The following is an 18,582-nucleotide window of genomic DNA, read 5'->3' as shown; positions in this document are numbered from 1 at the left end:
AGATAACCTAGAGGCTACAGATTATGAAGAAAGTACTATTGGCCGCTCTCTGTTGCTCATTTATCACTGCCTGCAGTGATAGTGGTGATAGACAAGTAACCCCACCTGCGGGACCTAGCATAACTAGTGTTGTTATTACTCCCTCCGAAGAGAGCACATTTTTGACAGGCTACATCGACCCTGTCTTGCCAGTTGGCGCACGAGTGACTTATACGGCCACCGCCCATTACGATGACAACAGCAGTGAAAATGTAACAGATACGGTGACTTGGGACATCGGTGAGACCTCAATCATGCAGCATCTGGGTGGTACAACCATACGAACAGTATCCGTGGGAGAGAGTGCAGTTTCAGCGGTCTACCAAGGCACTCGAAGCAACACAAGCACGCTATCTGTGATAGATGCAGAGATAAAAAACATTCATATTACATCGGGTGACATCGAGCTAGAGCAAACTACAACACACCAATTTAACGCTGTTGCATCGTTTTACGGAACAGACTCAGTGATGGACGTGACTAGACAGGTAATTTGGGGCAGCACAAACTTCGACCAACTGTACATCGATCCTATTACTGGCCTTGCTCTTGCTAAAGATAGCAATGTTGAAGCGGATATTCTGGCTATCGCTCAATTCGACCTCGAATGCGCAGACATGGTTAACTGCGATATTTCCGACAATATCGGTGGCATCTATGATCAAGTGAGCGTTACGCTTATTGATAAATCGGATAACGAATCCCATCTATTTATCACTCCAACCAGCACAGAAATGCCAGTGGGGTACACTCTCCAGTTCGACCTGATTAGCAGCTCTGATAAAGGGTTGGAGAATCAAACCGGCATGACAAAGTGGCAAGTCAACGATGATTACTTCGCAACCGTCGAAAGTCACTCTGCTAGTGATACTCAGGACGCAGAAAATCCAGGGTTGGTAACAGCGCTAGCTCCAGGTCTTGTAGAAATAACAGGACACTACCTATTCACCACTAACAACACGTATACCAGCGAGATCCTTATTAATAATGAGGTATTGCAAGGTATCCAAGTCGTCCCTCACAAACTCGTCAACTCCGAGTCTGCTAAAAGCTTAGCCGACAACCCACATATCCCAGTGAACCTGACTTTACAGCTCTCAGCAGTCGGTAAATTTACCAACGATTTTGTCTATAACATCAGTCGCGATGTTGAGTGGAGCAGCAGTAACCCAGACGTGTTAGTCGTTGATGATAATGGCACTTTAACCACTCTTGAGGTGGGTAACAGTGTGCTGACAATCACTAGCAATCATTTTCGCGAAGAGGTTCTTATCACCGTAGAGGAAGCGAAAGTAGTAGAACTTGAAGTCACTTCTCCTGCAGAGGTATTGTCTCCGCGTGCAAGTATGCAATATCAGGCATTCGCCACTTACAATAATGGCTTTCAGGAAGAAGTGACCGACAAAGTGGTTTGGACAAGCAGCAACTCACACGTAGCCAGCTTCAATTTTGGCGCACCAAAAAATGGAATGATTACGGCGTACGAAGAGTGGGAAACTCTAGTTAAAGCATCAATTAGAGTGAGAGACGACAGTGAAGAATTCGTACAAGCGAGCACAAAACTAAGAGTGTTGAATCACTTTGGTACAAGCTGTGGAACGGATCTGCACCGCACACTAAGCACAGAAAATGGGCTTACTTTTACTTGTCCAGTTACGGTTAAAGAAGCGGATAACCATGGTATCGAACACGATGATTCAGACTATTACTATCAGCACAATGAGAGATGGGCGCTAATGAGCCTTACTCAAGGTCAAGCATACTGTGGCAGCTTAACAGCAAGGTTAGCAACCGAATCTGAGTTACTGGTTCTTGCTGACGAATATGGAGAACTGTTTGGAGATCATCGGTCTATCAAATGGCCAGCAACGGGTACGAGCGCACCAGATTTCGACACAGACCGATTAGGTCGTTACTGGTCATCAACGGGCACAACAGTTGATATGGTCGAGGCCGAAGCCTATGAGACAGAAAATCGCCTTCAGTTAGTAACTTGTGTTTACAACACTGCCGATTCGTAAAGCGCCCAATTTCGGCTAGAAAATATAAGTCGCTATCAAAAAGTCACCCGCTTGCTGCACCAGCAAGCGGGTTTGTTATAGCGAACGGAAAAATCGCGCTTAGCTATCCACTTCAATGCCTTCCAATACCTCAACCTTCACCGCCGCAACCTTAAACTCAGGGATCTTCGCATGAGGATCGGTCGCCGTGGTGGTTAACCTATTCACTGGTGATTCAACGAAATGGAATGGGATAAAGACCACGCCTTTTTGCATTCGCTTGGTAACAAATGCAGCAATTTCAATTTCGCCTCGGCGAGTAGAGACTTTGAGCATTTGGCCATTGGAGATTCCCAACAGCTCGGCATCTGACACACTGATCATCGCTCTTGGCCCAGCTAGGTTATTCAAGCCTTTGGTTTTACGCGTCATGGTTCCTGTATGGAACTGCTCCAGTACCCTACCGGTCGTCAACACTAATGGGTATTCCTCATCAGGCAGCTCGGCCGCATATCTAAACGGAATCGCTTCCATTTGGCCTCGTCCACGAGTGAACTGAGTTTGGTGCATAATGCGCGTACCCTCTGGGTTGTTTTTGTTACTTGGCCACTGCACACCATTAACGGTGATGTTCTCCCAGCGAAGCCCACCATATTGCGGGGTTACTCGGGCAATTTCATTGGTGATATCCGACACGTGCTGGTAATTCCAATCGCTACCCATTGTGTTGGCAATCATCTGAATAATCACCCAGTCTTCTTTAGCTTCGCCAGGCGGTTTAACTGCAGGGCTTACACGCTGAACACGCCTTTCGGTATTGGTAAAGTGCCCGCCTTTTTCCGCAAAAGAGCAAGAAGGTAAAACAACATCAGCGTACTGCGCTGTTTCCGTTAGGAAGATGTCTTGAACCACCAGAAAATCCAGTGCTTCTAATCCTTCAATAACGTGAGCTTGATTAGGATCGCTTAACACTGGATTTTCACCCATAACATACAATGCACGCACTTCGCGTTTGCATGCCGAATCAATGATCTCGGTAAGTGTTAATCCCGTTTCGGCAGGTAGGTCATGACAATCCCACTCCATAGCAAATTTCTGCCTCACCAGCGGATTGTACACTTTCTGGTAGCCTGGATAGTTGTTTGGCAGCGCGCCCATATCACATGCACCTTGCACATTTGATTGGCCGCGTAGCGGGTTAATGCCGCCCCCTTCAATCCCGATATTGCCACACAACAATTGTAGGTTTGCAATCGAGCGAACGTTATCGTGGCCAGTCGTATGCTGAGTAATACCCATTGAGTAATAGACTGCGGTACGATCTGAGGTGCCAATCAATCGCGCCATGGCAAATATGTCGTCCGCTTTTACGCCAGTGACAAGCTCGACTTTATCCAGTGCATAGTTAGGTGACATTACTTCTTGCAATAAGGTATCAAAACCATCAACCCTATCTTCAATGTATTCTTGGTCGTACCATCCGTGCTTGATGATTTGCTGCATCACACCATTGAGCAGCATGACATCGGTACCTGGGCGATGGGCAAGATACAGCTCCGCATGATCAGCAATATCAATCCGTTTAGGGTCTGCGACAATCAAACGAGCACCGTTGTGTCGCACGGCCTGTTTAATGTGAGAACCAATAATTGGGTGGGCCGCAGTGGTATCCGAGCCAATAATAAAAATCACATCCGAATGCTTGATACTCGGTATATCGTTGGTCATTGCACCACTACCTAGCGATGCTTCTAGCCCCGTAACGGTAGAGGCGTGGCACAGACGCGCACAATGGTCGACGTTATTGGTACCGAGTTCACGGCGGATAAATTTCTGGAATGCGTAGTTGTCCTCATTGGTGGTTTTCGCAGAAGAAAAACCAGCCAACGCATTACCACCAAACCCTTGTTTGATAGCGTTAAACTTGTCGGCAATAAGCCGAATAGCTTCTTCCCAACTTGCTGGCTGCAACCAGCCATCCTTGCGAATCAGCGGTGTGGTTAATCGTTCATCACTACCAATAAAGTCAAAACCAAAACGACCTTTCACGCATAGCATGCCTTCGTTTACCGGTGATTGTGCCCCTTTTACATATCGGATCTGGTTGTACTGTTCGTCGACATACATGGTTAGCTTGCAGCCTACGCCACAATAGGTGCAGATGGTATCGACTGCTTTTAGCTGCTCGATTCTGCCTTGGGCACGATCCCGGGCATCGGTTAATGCACCTGTTGGGCACACTTGCACACACGCCCCGCACTGAACGCAGTTGGAATCACCCATTAGGGTTCCACCAGCGCCAAAGTTAGGTCGACATTCGGGTCTTGAAGCTGGTCGCCCCTCTTTGTCGGTCATAAAGCTCAAGATGCCATGTACCGATTGATCACGGCAGGCGTGAACACACTGGCCACAGCTGATACATCGGTTGGCATCAAATACAATAAATTCAGAACTGGCATCGACTTCGAATTTTTGGCGAGATTCTTTGCTGCGATGCGTTTGCCAATAATCATCGGACTTTATCTCGACTGCATGAGCGAAAGCTTGCTCTGCGCCATACTCAGTCGAGTAATCGCGTAAATCACAATCGGTGTTTGCCTGACAGCCACATTCTAAGCAACGCGCCGCTTCAGCCATCGCATCTGTGTTATCAAAACCCGTCTCCACTTCATCAAAGCTCTGCTCCCTTTGATCTGGTGTCAATTCGGGCATAATTCTACGCGCCACTTTCTGAAGGTTTTGGAACTGCAGAGGATCGATATGTTTAAGTTTTTTCTCTTTACGAGAATTAAACGGCGTCACTGGAATCACTTCCATATCACCGTGAAAGAAACGATCAATCGCTTGGGCAACAATCCGGCCATCACCAACGGCTTCCACTGCGGTCGCAGGACCACGCCTAAAATCACCAATGCTAAAGATGTTCCCCGTTCCGGTGTGCATGGTATCTGGATTGACATCGGCAGTATTCCAGCGAGTCAAAGGAATCTCCAACGATTCGTTGTCCATAAAACTCAAGTCTGGCTTTTGCGAAACGGCCGCGATAACGGTGTCGAAAGATTCGATAAAAAACTCACCTGTTGGTTTCGGGCTGCGCCGACCTGAAGCGTCAGCCGGCCCTAGTTTCATTCGTTCCAGTTTGACCTCTTTTACGCGGCCACTTTCATCGGCGATGTTTTCCACTGGGTTGGTCAGAAAGTGGAACTTCACCCCTTCGTGTTCTGCTTCCTCGATCTCATAATCTTCTGCGGGCATTTCATCTCGGGTACGGCGATAAATCAGTGTTGTATCGGCGCCATCACGCACCGCAGTTCGCGCACAGTCGATCGCAGTGTTACCACCACCGATGATCGCCACTTTTTTCCCGGTAGTGTAAGCACGGTCAGTAACATAATCTTTAAGATAATCGACCCCAAGGTAACAACCATCGAGATCGCTACCGGTGTAATTCATTTCTACTGCTTGTGATGCCCCTACCGCCAGACAGACAGCATCAAACTCTTCGCTCAAGCTAGATAAAGTAAAATCCTCACCCAGTTTTTGGTTGCATTTCACTTGCATGCCATTGCGACACATCAGTTCAATTTCTTTATCCAAAATACTTTTCGGCAAGCGATATTCAGGTATGCCATAACGCAACCAACCGCCCGCTTGTGGCATCGATTCGAAGACAGTCACTTGATAGCCTTCATTAGACAGGTAATAACCCGCAGTGAGCCCACCTGGTCCACTACCAACTATCGCAATGGTTTGTTCTTTATCGGCTTTTTTCGGTGGAATATAGCTTTCTTGCATTGCCAAATCCGCATCCGCGGCATGGCGTTTCAATTGACGAATCGCAATCGAGTCATCCACTAAGTTACGACGACACTCCGTTTCGCAAAACGCAGGACATACTCGGCCAATAGACAGTGGCATTGGCAAGGTTCGTTTGATGACTTCAATCGCTTTTTGGTGATCGTTTTGAGCAATGTGGTAAAGATAGGACTGGATATCGACACCAGCAGGACACGCCGTTTTACATGGCGCTTCACAGTCGGCATAGTGATCGCTCATGATGCGGTTTAACGCTTTTCTTCTGTGTTCACTGAGTGTGTCCGATTGAGTTACAACACTTAGCCCAGAATAGACGTCGAGCTCACATGAGCGCTTAATGCCCCCGCTCTCGACTTCAACAACACAAAGGTCGCATGGCACCTTATCTTTGGTTTTATTCAACCCACACAACGAGGGGATCTCAACACCGCAGACTTTTGCTGCTTCCAACAAAGTTTGTCCTTGTTCAACAATGCGGTATTTACCATCTATGACTATCTGAACCATGCTTACCTCACTCGCCTCTGAACTACTGCAATTATTGGCATCAGACCTTGGTTGAGAACCACTCAAACTCACAAATGGCTCTTAATCTTCAAGCCCCGATATAACCATATTAAAAACAGGGAAAATAGCGTGTGACATTACCCTCATTATCCATACATTGTCTAGGGTTAAATCGCCATTTTTGTGCTCTCAAACGCCGCTAATGATAGAGCTAAAACTCAAACTGCAGCGCAAAGTAATTGCTCCTATTGCTTAACGTAACCAAGCAGCCTGTAGAGGTATTGCTTTGATGAATACAAGATTAGCCATCTAAAATTTGTATTTAACTCAAATTTTTACACTTCTAAACACAACGCCCACACCACCACTAAATCACTGTAATTAAAGACAATAAACCTAAACCCATACTCAACAAGAGGGATAATTGATCACAAAATAGATTTGTACTCTAAACATTTTCATGTCATTTTATATTTAATTGAACGTTCAATAAAAAATAAAGGACTCGAAAATGCCCAAGGTTGGGATGCCAGATATTCGTAAACCACAGCTCGTCAAAGCCACTATGGCAGTGATCGATCGCGTTGGTTTGCATGGCGCAAGTATTTCACTGATCAGCAAGGAAGCTGGAGTCTCGACGGGGATCATCAATCACTATTTTGGTGGTAAACACGGTCTGCTCGAAGAAACCATGCGAGTGGTACTGAGACAACTGTCCCAGACGATCATGGCCGAGCTCAAAGCGTTGCCAAAAGACGCCCATCAAGCGCGCATCAATGCCATTGTGAAAGGAAACTTTGAAGGCTTTCAGTCGGAAAGCGAGGTTGTGAAAACCTGGCTGGCTTTCTGGTCTTATTCAATGCACGACGAGCAGCTCAACCGACTACAACGCGTCAATGAAAAACGCTTGATCTCTCACCTTAAAATTGAACTTAAATCGTTACTCACTCCAGAGCAGGCAAACCTTGTCGCACACGGTATCGCTTCTTTGATCGATGGTATTTGGTTACGTGGGGCGCTCAACCCCGACGGTATTAACCCAGATAAAGCCAACGCAATCATCAACGACTACCTAGACAAGCAGCTAACGTTCTACGCAAAACAATAACAACCAATTCAGGCTCTCAAATGGAAATGAAATCACTTTATATTGATGGCAAGCTCGCTCACGCCCAATCCGGCGAAACGTTTGTAACTTATAACCCAGCCAATGGCGAACCTTTAGCAGAAATAGGCCAAGCGAGCCACGATGACCTCACGCTTGCCATCGAATCTGCACACCGTGGATTTAAGGTTTGGTCAGCAATGAGCGCGATGGAAAGAAGCCGAATTTTACTCAAAGCGGTAGAGATCCTTAGAGCACGAAACGATGAACTCGCTGTGCTTGAAGTGGCCGATACAGGCAAGCCTTTACAAGAAGCGATCGAAGTCGATATCGCAACGGGCGCCGATGTGATTGAGTACTTTGCCGGCCTAGCGCCAGCTCTACAAGGTGAGCAGCAACCTCTGAGCGAAACCCAGTTTTTCTACACTCGCCGCGAACCACTTGGCATTTGCGCAGGTATCGGTGCGTGGAACTACCCGATTCAAATCGCAATGTGGAAATCCGCTCCGGCACTGGCGGCGGGCAACGTGATGATTTTCAAACCTTCTGAAGAGACCCCGTTAACAGCGCTCAAGTTGGCAGAAATCTTCACCGAAGCCGGAGTGCCAGATGGCGTATTCAATGTTATTCAAGGCGACTACCGCGTCGGCCAAATGCTGACAGCACATCCGGCGATAGCCAAGGTGTCTTTCACAGGTGAATCCGGAACAGGGAAAGCGGTGATGGCAGACAGTGCGAAAACACTCAAGTCCGTCACCATGGAGTTAGGTGGCAAGTCACCAATGATCATCTTTGATGATGCTAAGCTCAACGACGCAGTATCAGCCGCGATGGTCGCTAACTTCTACACTCAGGGCGAAGTGTGTACTCACGGTACCCGTGTCTTTGTCCATGAGAAGCTTTACGACCAGTTTGTCAGTCAGCTTAAAGATCGAACAGAGAAACTGATTGTGGGTAATCCAATGGAAATGGAGACTCAAATTGGCGCTCTCATTTCAAAAGATCACCTGTCTAAAGTTCTGAATGCTATCGAGCAAGCTAAAGCGAGCGGCGCAACACTATTGGTCGGTGGCTATCAAGTCACTGAGAATGGGCTCGACAAAGGTAACTTCGTCGCACCGACTGTGTTCACTGATTGCAGCGATGATATGCCTCATGTTCAGCAGGAAATTTTCGGCCCAGTCATGTCGGTCCTCAAGTTCCGAGATGAAGATGAAGTGATTCAACGCGCTAACAATACCGATTACGGGCTCGCTGCAGGCGTATTTACCCAGAATCTATCTCGTGCTCACCGAGTCATTCACCAAATGCAGGCTGGGATTTGTTGGGTCAACACGTGGGGTGACTCCCCAGCCGAAATGCCGGTTGGTGGCTACAAACACTCTGGGCTTGGGCGCGAGAACGGACCAGAAACATTGCATCACTACACCCAGACTAAAAGCGTGTTGATTGAGCTTGGCGATTACGCCAGCCCATACGCTTAATAAGGGTGCTCACATCATGCAATACGATTACATCATAGTTGGAGCAGGCTCAGCCGGTTGTGTCCTCGCCGATAGGCTTACTGAATCTGGCGAGCACAGCGTTCTACTACTTGAAGCGGGCGGCACAGACAAAAGTATCTTCATTCAGATGCCAACGGCACTGTCTTATCCCATGAACAGTGAACGTTATGCGTGGCAGTTTGAAACCAATTCAGAACAAGGCTTGGATGGAAGAAAGCTCCACTGTCCTCGCGGTAAAGTGCTCGGTGGTAGCTCTTCGATTAACGGTATGGTTTATGTTCGTGGCCATGCTTGTGACTTCGATGAATGGGAGCAACAAGGCGCTGAAGGTTGGAACTACCAAGCATGTTTGCCATATTTTCGCCGTGCAGAAAACTGGGTGAAAGGCGAAGACCAATATCGTGGCGGAAACGGCCCAGTTGGCACCTGTAACGGTAACGACATGGCGCTCAACCCACTGTATCAAGCCTTTATCGATGCAGGCAGCGACGCAGGCTACCCACGAACCGATGACTATAATGGCTACCAGCAAGAAGGCTTTGGCGCCATGCACATGACCGTCGACGGCGGAGTACGCGCTTCAACCTCTAATGCCTACTTAAGGCGTGCGCTAAAGCGTTCTAACCTAACGCTACATAAAGGCGTTGTGGCACACAAAGTGTTGCTTGAAAACCAAGTGGCGACAGGCGTTGAATATCAAAAGTCAGGCACAATCAACCAAGCTAACGCGGCGAAAGAAGTGATCGTGTGTGCTGGCTCTATCGGCTCTCCACAACTGCTTCAGCTTTCAGGTATTGGTCCGAAAGCGGTGCTCGAACAAGCAGGAATAGAAGTACAACACGATTTACCAGGCGTTGGACTAAACCTACAAGACCACCTTGAAGTGTATTTCCAATATCACTGTAAGCAGCCGATTACGCTCAACAGCAAGCTCGACTGGTTCAGTAAAGGCAAAATTGGCGCTCAGTGGATCTTAACTCGCACCGGATTAGGCGCAACGAACCACTTCGAGTCATGCGCATTTATCCGCTCTCGTGAAGGGCTAAAATGGCCAAACATCCAATATCACTTCTTGCCGGCAGCAATGCGCTACGACGGACAGGCCGCATTTGATGGACACGGTTTCCAAGTACACGTAGGGCCAAATAAGCCGCAAAGCCGAGGCAGTGTTTCAATCACCTCCAGTGATCCAACCGCTAAGCCAGAAATCCAGTTCAATTACATATCGACCGAGCAAGATCGCCAAGACTGGCGCGACTGCATTCGATTGACGCGTGAAATTCTTAATCAGCCCGCCATGGACAGCTATCGCGGTGAAGAAATCCAACCGGGATTCGACATCACCACCGATGACGCCATTGACGCTTGGGTGAAAGAGAACGTCGAAAGTGCCTATCACCCATCATGCAGCTGCAAAATGGGCGCAGATAACGATCCTATGGCCGTGCTCAATGAACATTGTCAGGTACGTGGAATCAAGCAATTGCGTGTCGTCGATTCATCGATTTTCCCAACCATTCCCAACGGCAATTTGAACGCGCCGACCATTATGGTCGCCGAACGCGCCGCCGACATGATTTTAGGAAAGCCAATGCTTACGCAGGAACAAGCACCGGTTTGGATCGCACCGGATTGGCAAACCAAACAACGCGAGAAGGAGCCGTTAAGAGTCATCGACTAACACTCAACCATTCTCAGCATAGCAACAATAAGAAAGTCAGTAATCATTACAAGGAATACATTATGTCTCTGTCTAAAAAGACAATCATTACTATCGGGCTAAGCTCTCTGGCCGCATTTAATGTCTCTGCGAATCAATCGTGCGAGACGGTTCGTTTTGCCGATGTGGGCTGGACGGACATTACCGCAACAACTGCTGTGACCACAGAACTTTTGCACGGCTTAGGCTACAAAACTCAAACTCAACTGCTTTCCGTGCCTGTGACCTATTCATCAATGGCAAACGGCGATATCGATGTTTTCCTTGGTAACTGGATGCCAACCATGGAAGGCGACATCGCTAAGTACCGCGAAGCAGGAACGGTAGAAACCGTGCGCGCAAACTTGGAAGGGGCAAAATACACGCTTGCCGTTCCTCAATACGTCTACGATGCTGGCGTTCAATCCTTTGCTGATATTGCAAAGCACGCAGACAAGTTTAAAGACCGCATCTACGGCATTGAGCCGGGCAACGATGGCAACCGCCTAATCCAATCTATGATCGACGATGACGCGTTTGGCCTAAAAGATTTCTCTTTGGTTGAGTCCAGCGAAGCTGGCATGGTGTCGCAGGTTTCTCGCGCCGTTCGCCGCAACCAATGGATCGTGTACCTAGGTTGGGCTCCACACCCAATGAACAGCAATGTTGATATGGCATACCTAGACGGTGGCGACGACTTCTTTGGCCCGAACTACGGTGGTGCAAATGTTTACACCAATGTTCGCCAAAACTACACCTCAGAATGTAAGAACGTCGGTCAACTGCTGGAAAACCTTCAGTTCAGCCTAGAAATGGAAAACCAGTTGATGGAAGCCATTCTTAACCAAAACGAAAAGCCAGCCAAAGCAGCACGCGAGTGGTTAATTAAAAACCCGCAGGCCATTGATGCTTGGTTAGACAACGTCACTACCAAAGATGGTGCGGCTGCATCGGAAGCGGTAACGACTTACCTAACGCAATTTAAATCTTAAAACCCATAGGGTCTGTTGATCTTTCAAGCTGATTTTTGCAGCACTTTGTGGGAAATTTCTACAAGACAGAGGCTTTGATGTGTAGCTAGCCTACATGAGAAGCCGATAACGCTGTAGAAATGAACCACAAAGGCTGCCCGAAGGGTTCGAGCTAGGTGCCCCCGTTAAAATCGTTTTATGCTTTGTTGAAGACTATTTGCTTAGAATGACTAGGCGACACAGTCTTCGCCTCGCCTAAAACGATTTTGACTAGGCGTCCCCATCCGAACAAAATTTAACCATGAAAGATCAACAGACCCTAACAACAAGGACAAGGTGGGCACACTGCCCACCTTCTTAAAGGCGCTCGTGTGAACTTTATAACAGACAATAAAATCCCTTTAGGCACTTGGATGGAAAACGGGGTGGATTGGCTTACCATCAATGCAGCAGGGCTGTTTGATGCGATTTCATTCTTCTTAGAAACCGTGATTCTTTTCCTAGTCGATGTATTTAAATGGATGCCCCCTGCACTGCCAATGGCCATTACGGCGGCAATTGCTTGGTACTTGCACCGCAAAGTGTCTCTGGTGGTGTTTGTCGTTGGTGCATTATTGCTGATTCTTAACCTCGGCTACTGGCAAGAAATGCTGGAAACCTTTGTTCTCGTCTTCGCAGCGACAACGATTTCCGTATTAATTGGTGTACCACTTGGCATAATGGCAGCGCATCGACCTTGGCTGTACACCATTATGCGCCCTATCCTCGATCTTATGCAGACGGTGCCAACCTTTGTGTATCTGATCCCTACATTGGTTCTGTTCGGATTAGGGATTGTTCCAGGATTAATCTCGACCATCATATTCGCTATCGCTGCACCTATCCGCCTTACTTACCTCGGCATCACTCGAGTACCAGAAGAACTTATTGAAGCAGGTAAAGCGTTTGGTGCCAGCAAGATGAAATTGCTGTTCAAGGTCGAACTGCCCGCCGCACTGCCGAATATAATGGCCGGAGTCACGCAATGCATCATGTTGTCACTGTCGATGGTAGTGATCGCGGCATTAGTTGGTGCTGACGGACTTGGTAAACCTGTCATTCGAGCATTGAATACGGTCAACATTTCACAGGGCTTTGAAGCTGGATTAGCCATTGTTCTTGTCGCGATCATCCTCGATCGTCTGTGTAAAACACCAAAGCAGAGTAAGGAAGTTTAATCATGGATGCCATTTCAATTACTAACCTCGACGTGGTGTTTGGTGATAAACCAGAACAAGCATTGTCTTTACTCGATCAAGGTTTAGCGCGCCAAGAAATCATCGACCAAACAGGGCAAGTTGTTGGCGTGGATAACGTTAGCTTGAACATCCAAGAGGGCGAGATTTGCGTGCTTATGGGCCTATCTGGTTCGGGCAAGTCCAGTTTATTGCGCGCGGTAAATGGGCTAAACACCATTAGCCGTGGCTCTTTAAAGATCAAAGATGGCGACCAAGCAGTGGAACTCGCTAACTGCGATGACGCTACCATGCAGCATTTAAGAACGCACCGCGTTTCGATGGTGTTTCAGAAGTTTGCCTTAATGCCATGGCTAACCGTGTTAGATAACGTTGCGTTCGGACTTGAAATGCAGGGCATGAGCAAAAAGCTACGCCGTGAAAAAGCCCGTGAACAGCTAACGATGGTTGGGCTTGATGAATGGGAAAACAAGTTCCCTCATGAATTGTCCGGGGGGATGCAGCAGCGTGTCGGCCTCGCTCGAGCCTTTGCGATGGACAGTGACATTTTGCTCATGGACGAACCTTTTTCAGCGCTAGACCCTTTGATTCGAGCCCAGCTACAAGAAGAGCTTCTAGAGCTTCAAAGTAAGTTAAACAAAACCATTCTGTTTGTTAGCCACGACTTAGATGAAGCGCTTAAGATTGGGAATAACATCGCAATCATGGAATCTGGGAAACTGATTCAACATGGGCAACCTGAAGATATTATTCTTAACCCAGCGACTCAATACGTGAAAGACTTTGTCGCTCACACCAACCCACTCAACGTACTAAAAGGCCGCTCTTTGATGCAACCAGTTGATGAATTGGAATCGCAAGGTAAACGCTGGCAAGTTTGCTCGGATTCAGAGTTATGGGTTGGGCACGAAAACAACGTTCTTAAACTCCACCAGCAAAGTGAATTACAGCTCATCCATTGGGAGCAAGTGACGATGGATATCGAGCAACTCAACGAGAGTATGATTGTCGCCGCGTCTCCAGACATCGATATGCGAGAAGCCATAGAAATCAAACTTCGCACCGGTAACCCATTACTATTGGTTGAAGGCCAACAGTTAATTGGAACGTTAAGTGACAACAACTTCTATCAAGCGTTGCTCGGTAACTACCAGCAGCTTAATGCGGCCTAGAGCGCCTGTAAGCCGAACCGGTGAGTATTAATGCCTATTTAAATACTCATTGGTTGGGTTTTCTGCCGTTAGGTTATAGCGCAGTGCAGGTGAAATAAGCTTGGGCTGCGCTAATTGGTGATCTCGAGATTCCCGCTTTTCAACAAAGTCAGCTTTTGATGTGTGATCGGTGAGGAAAGAGTTTTCATGTTTCTCTTCACCAATGGTGGTTTTGTGAATCAAGTGCTCTTCATCATCGGGGTAGTTGTGGCACAAATAGACTTCGGTGCTGTCTTCCAGCTGGTAGAGCTTTTGCAGCGATTCAAACATCTTTTCAGCACTACCTCCCGGAAAATCAGCCCGCCCGGTTCCATGATGGAATAATGAATCCCCAACAAACAGCGCGTCACCTATCTTGTACGTAACGTCCGATGGTGTGTGCCCCGGGGTATCAATGACTTCCAAGTGCGAATCGCCAAAATCCAAATGCTCTTGATCCAGCAGCAAGTGCTCAAAGTGGTACATCTCACTTAACGCAAGCTCGTCTTTCCACGAGGAATAGACCTCTTTCACCTTCTCCGAAATATGAATCGGCGCGCCGAGCACTTTGCTCAAATGGAAGGATCCTGAAAGATGATCGGCATGGACATGCGTTTCCATAATCGCGGTGACATGTAGTTGATTGGCGTCCAAGTAATCCAGTATCTTTTGCGCCGACTCAAAGCTGACCTTATTGGTTGCGACATCATAATCGGCAACCGGATCGATGATGATGGCTTCACGAGTGTGAGTATCGGAAACAACGTAACTGATAGTGCCAGAGTCGGCATGAAAGAAATGCTGAATGGTCTGAGTAGCCATATATCCCCCTAGAGATTGCGACCATGTCGCAAGATGGATTCGTCTACAAAGTTTAGTTGTCCATCGGCTCCGCGCAAAATAACTAACAAAATTATAATTAACAAAGTTAACTCTGAGAGTGACTAGATTTATGGCGATTTTGACATAAAGGCATTCCGCCCGTGTGTCTGACTGTGCAACAATAGTGGCCTCCTGTCCCATGAGATAAAGAAGTACTGATGAAGTTTCAAGCGGCTATTTTTGATATGGATGGACTCCTGCTCGATACCGAGCAAGTCTGTATGCGCGTTTTCAAACAATCTTGTGAAGCGCAAGACCTTCCCTTTCTCCAAGAAGCTTATCTCTCAATCATTGGCTGTAACTCAGTCACCATAAATAAGATTTTACGTAATGCGTACGGTGATGATCTCGACCGCCTACACGCTGAGTGGCGTAAGCGTTACGATGCAATCGTCAAGCACGAAGCCATTCCAGTCAAAGATGGCGTGATCGAACTACTGGAGTGGTTAAAGGCAAACAACATCCCAACCGCCGTTGCAACCTCTACACAAAAAGACGTCGCAAAAATCAAACTTCGCCTCGCTGGGTTAGATGGCTACTTTGCTAACATCACAACAGGATGCGAAGTGACTCACGGCAAACCAGATCCAGAAATCTACCTATTGGCGGCGAGCAGGCTCAATGTAGATCCAAGCCAATGTGTGGCGTTTGAAGACTCAAACAATGGTGTACGTTCTTCGGTTGCCGCTAACATGACAACCTTCCAAGTCCCTGATTTGGTGGAACCTTGCCCAGAAGTGCTAGCGCTTGGCCACAGCATCCAACCGTCCCTTCACCACGTACTTATGCAACTTAAATCACTTTAAGTTCTGACACAGTACGTAACATATCGTTACGTACTGTTCTTAATCTCGCTCAAATTTTTCTCGATTATGTCTGGAATAATCACTATTCCCACAAGATATACCACTCCAAGGTAAGGTAGCTGATAGATCAATAATTAAGGTAATACCTATCATGTCTTCCAATAACGCTGCGCTTGTCCCATCGGAGGGTTCAGGCAATAAACTGCAAAGGATAGTCAAAAACACCCTACTTTTTCTTTTTAAAGCCATCATTGCCATTGGCACTCTTGTTGGTGCATCGCTAATGCTGTCAAAGCTGGGCAAAATTCACGGTAAAGACTTACCTGAAGAGTACTTTTCTAATGGTTATCCAACCATCTTGAAGTTACTCGATTCAGAAATCTTTATGGGATTCGTCTTTTTTGTCACGGTTGCCATCCTCATTTATACCGCCTACCTATTCTGGCAACTGCATGAAGTCGCAGTCCACAAAGCAGCAGAAATGTCGAGTGCACACACTCAGATCGTTTTCGCTCTATCGCTTTGCGGCTTGTTCATCGATAAAACGTGGTGGGTTCTTGCCATCATTATCGCCTTCGCTCGTTGGGATGTGCTTGCGGCAGAAATGTCGAACATCATTCGTAACGGCCGTAAACCTGCAAAATCTACGGAGGAATAAGCCATGAAAGAGATTATGCTCCCTTACGTACTGATTTGTTGGATTTTGGTAAAAGCAGGGATTGTTCAGTGGACACTCAGAAATGCGGTAATCATCGTCGGTACAGGCGTGCTATTAGCCGCAGCGCTATTTACAGCTCACCGTTTTTGGTCACCTGCGGATTTGACCGACAGTACCACAGTGAAAGCTCCACATGCGGTGTTAAGCCCACTTATTGGCCAAGAAGTCGAAGAAATCTTTGTTGTGCATAACCAAATGGTGAAAAAAGGTGACCTAATATACACCTTACGTACTGAAGATACGGCGCATCAACTAGAAGGCTTACAAGCACAAAAGGATGCAGCGCAAGCTGAGATCCTAGCGCTCACGCACCAAATTAATAACGATAGAAAAAACCTGACTCGTTTAGAGAAGCTCGATGACTACGCACAAGAATATCAACGTGATGACGTGCGCACTCGCATTGAGTCGACTGAAGCAGAGATCGCATCGGTTAATGCACAAATCTTAAATCTTGATGCCCAAATGGCGACGGCAAAGTGGCAAAACGAGCGCCGCGAAATCCGCGCTCCGTTTGATGGGCAGCTTTCAATTACTAACATCGCAGAAGGCACGCGAATTGGTAACATGCATCTTTACAACACCAACAAGAAGTTTGTTGAAATGCGTATCGCCGACCAAACTTATCGCGGTATTGAAGAAGGTCAGTTTGCCGAGTTTTATGTTGATGCGTACCCAGGTGAGATTTTCCGCGGACGTGTACACAGTGTAACAACCGGTACAGGTGAAGCGAGTGTATCACCAATCAACGGTTCGCAAAGTGTTCGTCGCCACGTTGGTGCCAACACAGGTTCTCATGGCCGTACTATCGTGATCGAGTTTGAAGAACCAGCAGGCTACAACGTACCGATCGGTGCAACAGGTTCAGGTTGGGTTTCAGCGAAGAAGCCGCACTCGGCACTTGGTTTTATGGACATCATCGGCGGTGCAACCGTGAGGCTTAAAGCGTACAAGTCTTACTTGTCTGCTTTATAAAGCTCGCCATTCTAAATAGCAATAACAACGTCAGGCTAGGCTCAATTTAATGAGCAACGAAAAAGGAAACCAACTATTTGGTTTCCTTTTTTAATTCACTTGGCCTTACCCACGATTCGATATAGCGATCGATAATATTTTCGATAATCTCAGACAACCACTTCTGCTTAGCCGCATGGCGCAGCGATGCTTTGCTGATCAGCGCAACATCCAAATTCAGTTTATGCTGCTCATTAGCATCGTAGTAAGGTTCGTATCTCAGAGTAAAACAATCGTCCATCAGCTGAGCCATTAACTGGTGGCTATCGACGATGATGCCGACCTCGACATTAGGGTCGAGGGTTTTGAAATGATCGGCATGTTCATTCACGCCAGAAACAATGAACTTAACGTACTCGCCCTGCTGATTGCCTTCAAAATATCCGGCCCCAGAGTGGATGCGCTTTTGGTAGAAGCTTTGCGGTTTGTCGTTAATCACGTGTACGCCGAGGTCAACCTCTTCACGCAAAATCAGCTCTTCACTGTGCTCTCCCCACTGGCGAAGCTCAATAAGCGCACTCGTGTGTTTACGGATCTCTTCAATCAGCTCTTTGCCAATTTGGATAAGGTATGGCTCGACTAAGTGCAACGTTATTTTCTCAAGCTTTGCGGGATCAAACACTTCAGGTGCGATTGCCAAATCCAGTTGATCGAGCGCGTTGCGTACTTTGGGTTCTATCGATTCAGCATAATTGGTTGGAACAAGGCCTGATACCTCGCGAAGAAAAAGCGGATCCGCCAAATCTTCTCGCAGCTGAGCCAACACTTTGGAAACGTATGACTGAGAGCGACCGATCTTTTTCGCCGCCTTCTGAGTAGAGCGTGTTTGCATTAAGGCTAAAAACACATGAAGCGCATTTAAGTCGTTCATTTTTATCCTTGTTCGTTATTTCTTATTAAAATTAACCCATTCGTATGCACTGCGCCATCAATGCCGAAAGTAATGTTTGAAATATCTACTTACATCACTACTCATTTAGCAAAATGACTCAAACAATCGAAGCCGCGTAGTGTAGACCCGATTATTTCTATAAAAAACAACTTCTTGGCTACTCGCCTATTTCGTTTGGAATATCGACTATTCCCACTTAATGA

Annotated in this window: 13 protein-coding genes; 10 read left to right on the top strand and 3 right to left on the bottom strand. The window is 47.1% G+C overall.

Annotation, left to right across the window (positions count from 1 at the left end; all coding sequences use genetic code 11):
* Positions 1 to 23 precede the first annotated feature (23 nt).
* Positions 24 to 2,060, top strand: a complete 2,037-nt coding sequence (locus J4N42_RS15650) for an Ig-like domain-containing protein (protein WP_252033248.1) — start codon at positions 24 to 26, stop codon at positions 2,058 to 2,060.
* A 99-nt stretch (positions 2,061 to 2,159) separates the two neighbouring features.
* On the opposite strand, the gene fdhF is transcribed toward J4N42_RS15650, so the two are convergent.
* Positions 2,160 to 6,362, bottom strand: coding sequence for a formate dehydrogenase subunit alpha (gene fdhF / locus J4N42_RS15645; RefSeq protein ID WP_252033247.1), 4,203 nt, complete (start codon positions 6,360 to 6,362; stop codon positions 2,160 to 2,162).
* Between the two features lie 511 nt (positions 6,363 to 6,873).
* On the opposite strand from fdhF, the gene betI reads away from it, so the two are divergent.
* From betI to choV, 6 genes are all read left to right on the top strand, one after another.
* A complete protein-coding gene (betI, locus tag J4N42_RS15640) occupies positions 6,874 to 7,470 on the top strand; it encodes a transcriptional regulator BetI (protein WP_252033245.1) in 597 nt (198 codons plus the stop codon).
* A 20-nt stretch (positions 7,471 to 7,490) separates the two neighbouring features.
* Positions 7,491 to 8,951 carry a betaine-aldehyde dehydrogenase gene (betB, locus tag J4N42_RS15635; RefSeq protein ID WP_252033243.1) on the top strand — a complete coding sequence of 487 codons (1,461 nt, stop codon included), beginning with the start codon at positions 7,491 to 7,493 and terminating at the stop codon, positions 8,949 to 8,951.
* A gap of 16 nt (positions 8,952 to 8,967) precedes the next feature.
* Positions 8,968 to 10,653: a choline dehydrogenase gene (gene betA, locus J4N42_RS15630; protein ID WP_252033240.1), complete on the top strand. Its 1,686-nt coding sequence runs from the start codon at positions 8,968 to 8,970 to the stop codon at positions 10,651 to 10,653.
* Between the two features lie 62 nt (positions 10,654 to 10,715).
* Positions 10,716 to 11,663 (top strand): choline ABC transporter substrate-binding protein, encoded by a 948-nt coding sequence (locus tag J4N42_RS15625; protein ID WP_252033238.1) that lies wholly within the window; start codon positions 10,716 to 10,718, stop codon positions 11,661 to 11,663.
* Positions 11,664 to 12,013: 350 nt separating this feature from the next.
* Positions 12,014 to 12,859 carry a choline ABC transporter permease subunit gene (choW, locus tag J4N42_RS15620; RefSeq protein ID WP_252033235.1) on the top strand — a complete coding sequence of 282 codons (846 nt, stop codon included), beginning with the start codon at positions 12,014 to 12,016 and terminating at the stop codon, positions 12,857 to 12,859.
* A 2-nt stretch (positions 12,860 to 12,861) separates the two neighbouring features.
* A complete protein-coding gene (gene choV, locus J4N42_RS15615) occupies positions 12,862 to 14,049 on the top strand; it encodes a choline ABC transporter ATP-binding protein (protein ID WP_252033233.1) in 1,188 nt (395 codons plus the stop codon).
* A gap of 27 nt (positions 14,050 to 14,076) precedes the next feature.
* Here the strand turns inward: choV and J4N42_RS15610 are convergent, their stop codons facing one another.
* Positions 14,077 to 14,889: an MBL fold metallo-hydrolase gene (locus tag J4N42_RS15610; RefSeq protein ID WP_252033231.1), complete on the bottom strand. Its 813-nt coding sequence runs from the start codon at positions 14,887 to 14,889 to the stop codon at positions 14,077 to 14,079.
* Between the two features lie 218 nt (positions 14,890 to 15,107).
* Here J4N42_RS15610 and J4N42_RS15605 point away from each other — a divergent pair, with 218 nt between their 5' ends.
* The 3 genes from J4N42_RS15605 to J4N42_RS15595 all read left to right on the top strand — a co-directional run bounded on the left by J4N42_RS15605 (position 15,108) and on the right by J4N42_RS15595 (position 17,448).
* Complete coding sequence (locus J4N42_RS15605; RefSeq protein WP_252033229.1) at positions 15,108 to 15,755, top strand: HAD family hydrolase; 648 nt, start codon at positions 15,108 to 15,110, stop codon at positions 15,753 to 15,755.
* A gap of 151 nt (positions 15,756 to 15,906) precedes the next feature.
* On the top strand, positions 15,907 to 16,413 hold the full coding sequence (locus J4N42_RS15600; protein ID WP_252033227.1) for a magnesium transporter: 507 nt from the start codon (positions 15,907 to 15,909) through the stop codon (positions 16,411 to 16,413).
* 3 nt (positions 16,414 to 16,416) lie between these two features.
* Entirely contained in the window at positions 16,417 to 17,448 is a 1,032-nt protein-coding gene (locus J4N42_RS15595) for an HlyD family secretion protein (RefSeq protein WP_252033225.1), read from the top strand.
* Positions 17,449 to 17,521: 73 nt separating this feature from the next.
* On the opposite strand, the gene J4N42_RS15590 is transcribed toward J4N42_RS15595, so the two are convergent.
* On the bottom strand, positions 17,522 to 18,358 hold the full coding sequence (locus J4N42_RS15590) for a LysR family transcriptional regulator (RefSeq protein ID WP_252033223.1): 837 nt from the start codon (positions 18,356 to 18,358) through the stop codon (positions 17,522 to 17,524).
* Positions 18,359 to 18,582: the final 224 nt, after the last annotated feature.

It is taken from the genome of Vibrio sp. SCSIO 43135, from assembly GCF_023716665.1.
GTDB classification, from domain to species: Bacteria; Pseudomonadota; Gammaproteobacteria; order Enterobacterales; family Vibrionaceae; genus Vibrio; species Vibrio paucivorans.
This window is presented reverse-complemented; position numbering and strand designations above follow the sequence as displayed.

What these genes read in the sequence shown, in the direction of transcription:
- J4N42_RS15650 (WP_252033248.1), top strand. Translation starts at nt 24, where the DNA reads ATGAAGAAAGTACTATTGGCCGCTCTCTGTTGCTCATTTATCACTGCC.
- fdhF (WP_252033247.1), bottom strand. Translation starts at nt 6,362, where the DNA reads ATGGTTCAGATAGTCATAGATGGTAAATACCGCATTGTTGAACAAGGA.
- betA (WP_252033240.1), top strand. Translation starts at nt 8,968, where the DNA reads ATGCAATACGATTACATCATAGTTGGAGCAGGCTCAGCCGGTTGTGTC.
- J4N42_RS15610 (WP_252033231.1), bottom strand. Translation starts at nt 14,889, where the DNA reads ATGGCTACTCAGACCATTCAGCATTTCTTTCATGCCGACTCTGGCACT.
- betI (WP_252033245.1), top strand. Translation starts at nt 6,874, where the DNA reads ATGCCCAAGGTTGGGATGCCAGATATTCGTAAACCACAGCTCGTCAAA.
- J4N42_RS15605 (WP_252033229.1), top strand. Translation starts at nt 15,108, where the DNA reads ATGAAGTTTCAAGCGGCTATTTTTGATATGGATGGACTCCTGCTCGAT.
- betB (WP_252033243.1), top strand. Translation starts at nt 7,491, where the DNA reads ATGGAAATGAAATCACTTTATATTGATGGCAAGCTCGCTCACGCCCAA.
- J4N42_RS15625 (WP_252033238.1), top strand. Translation starts at nt 10,716, where the DNA reads ATGTCTCTGTCTAAAAAGACAATCATTACTATCGGGCTAAGCTCTCTG.
- J4N42_RS15595 (WP_252033225.1), top strand. Translation starts at nt 16,417, where the DNA reads ATGAAAGAGATTATGCTCCCTTACGTACTGATTTGTTGGATTTTGGTA.
- J4N42_RS15600 (WP_252033227.1), top strand. Translation starts at nt 15,907, where the DNA reads ATGTCTTCCAATAACGCTGCGCTTGTCCCATCGGAGGGTTCAGGCAAT.
- J4N42_RS15590 (WP_252033223.1), bottom strand. Translation starts at nt 18,358, where the DNA reads ATGAACGACTTAAATGCGCTTCATGTGTTTTTAGCCTTAATGCAAACA.
- choV (WP_252033233.1), top strand. Translation starts at nt 12,862, where the DNA reads ATGGATGCCATTTCAATTACTAACCTCGACGTGGTGTTTGGTGATAAA.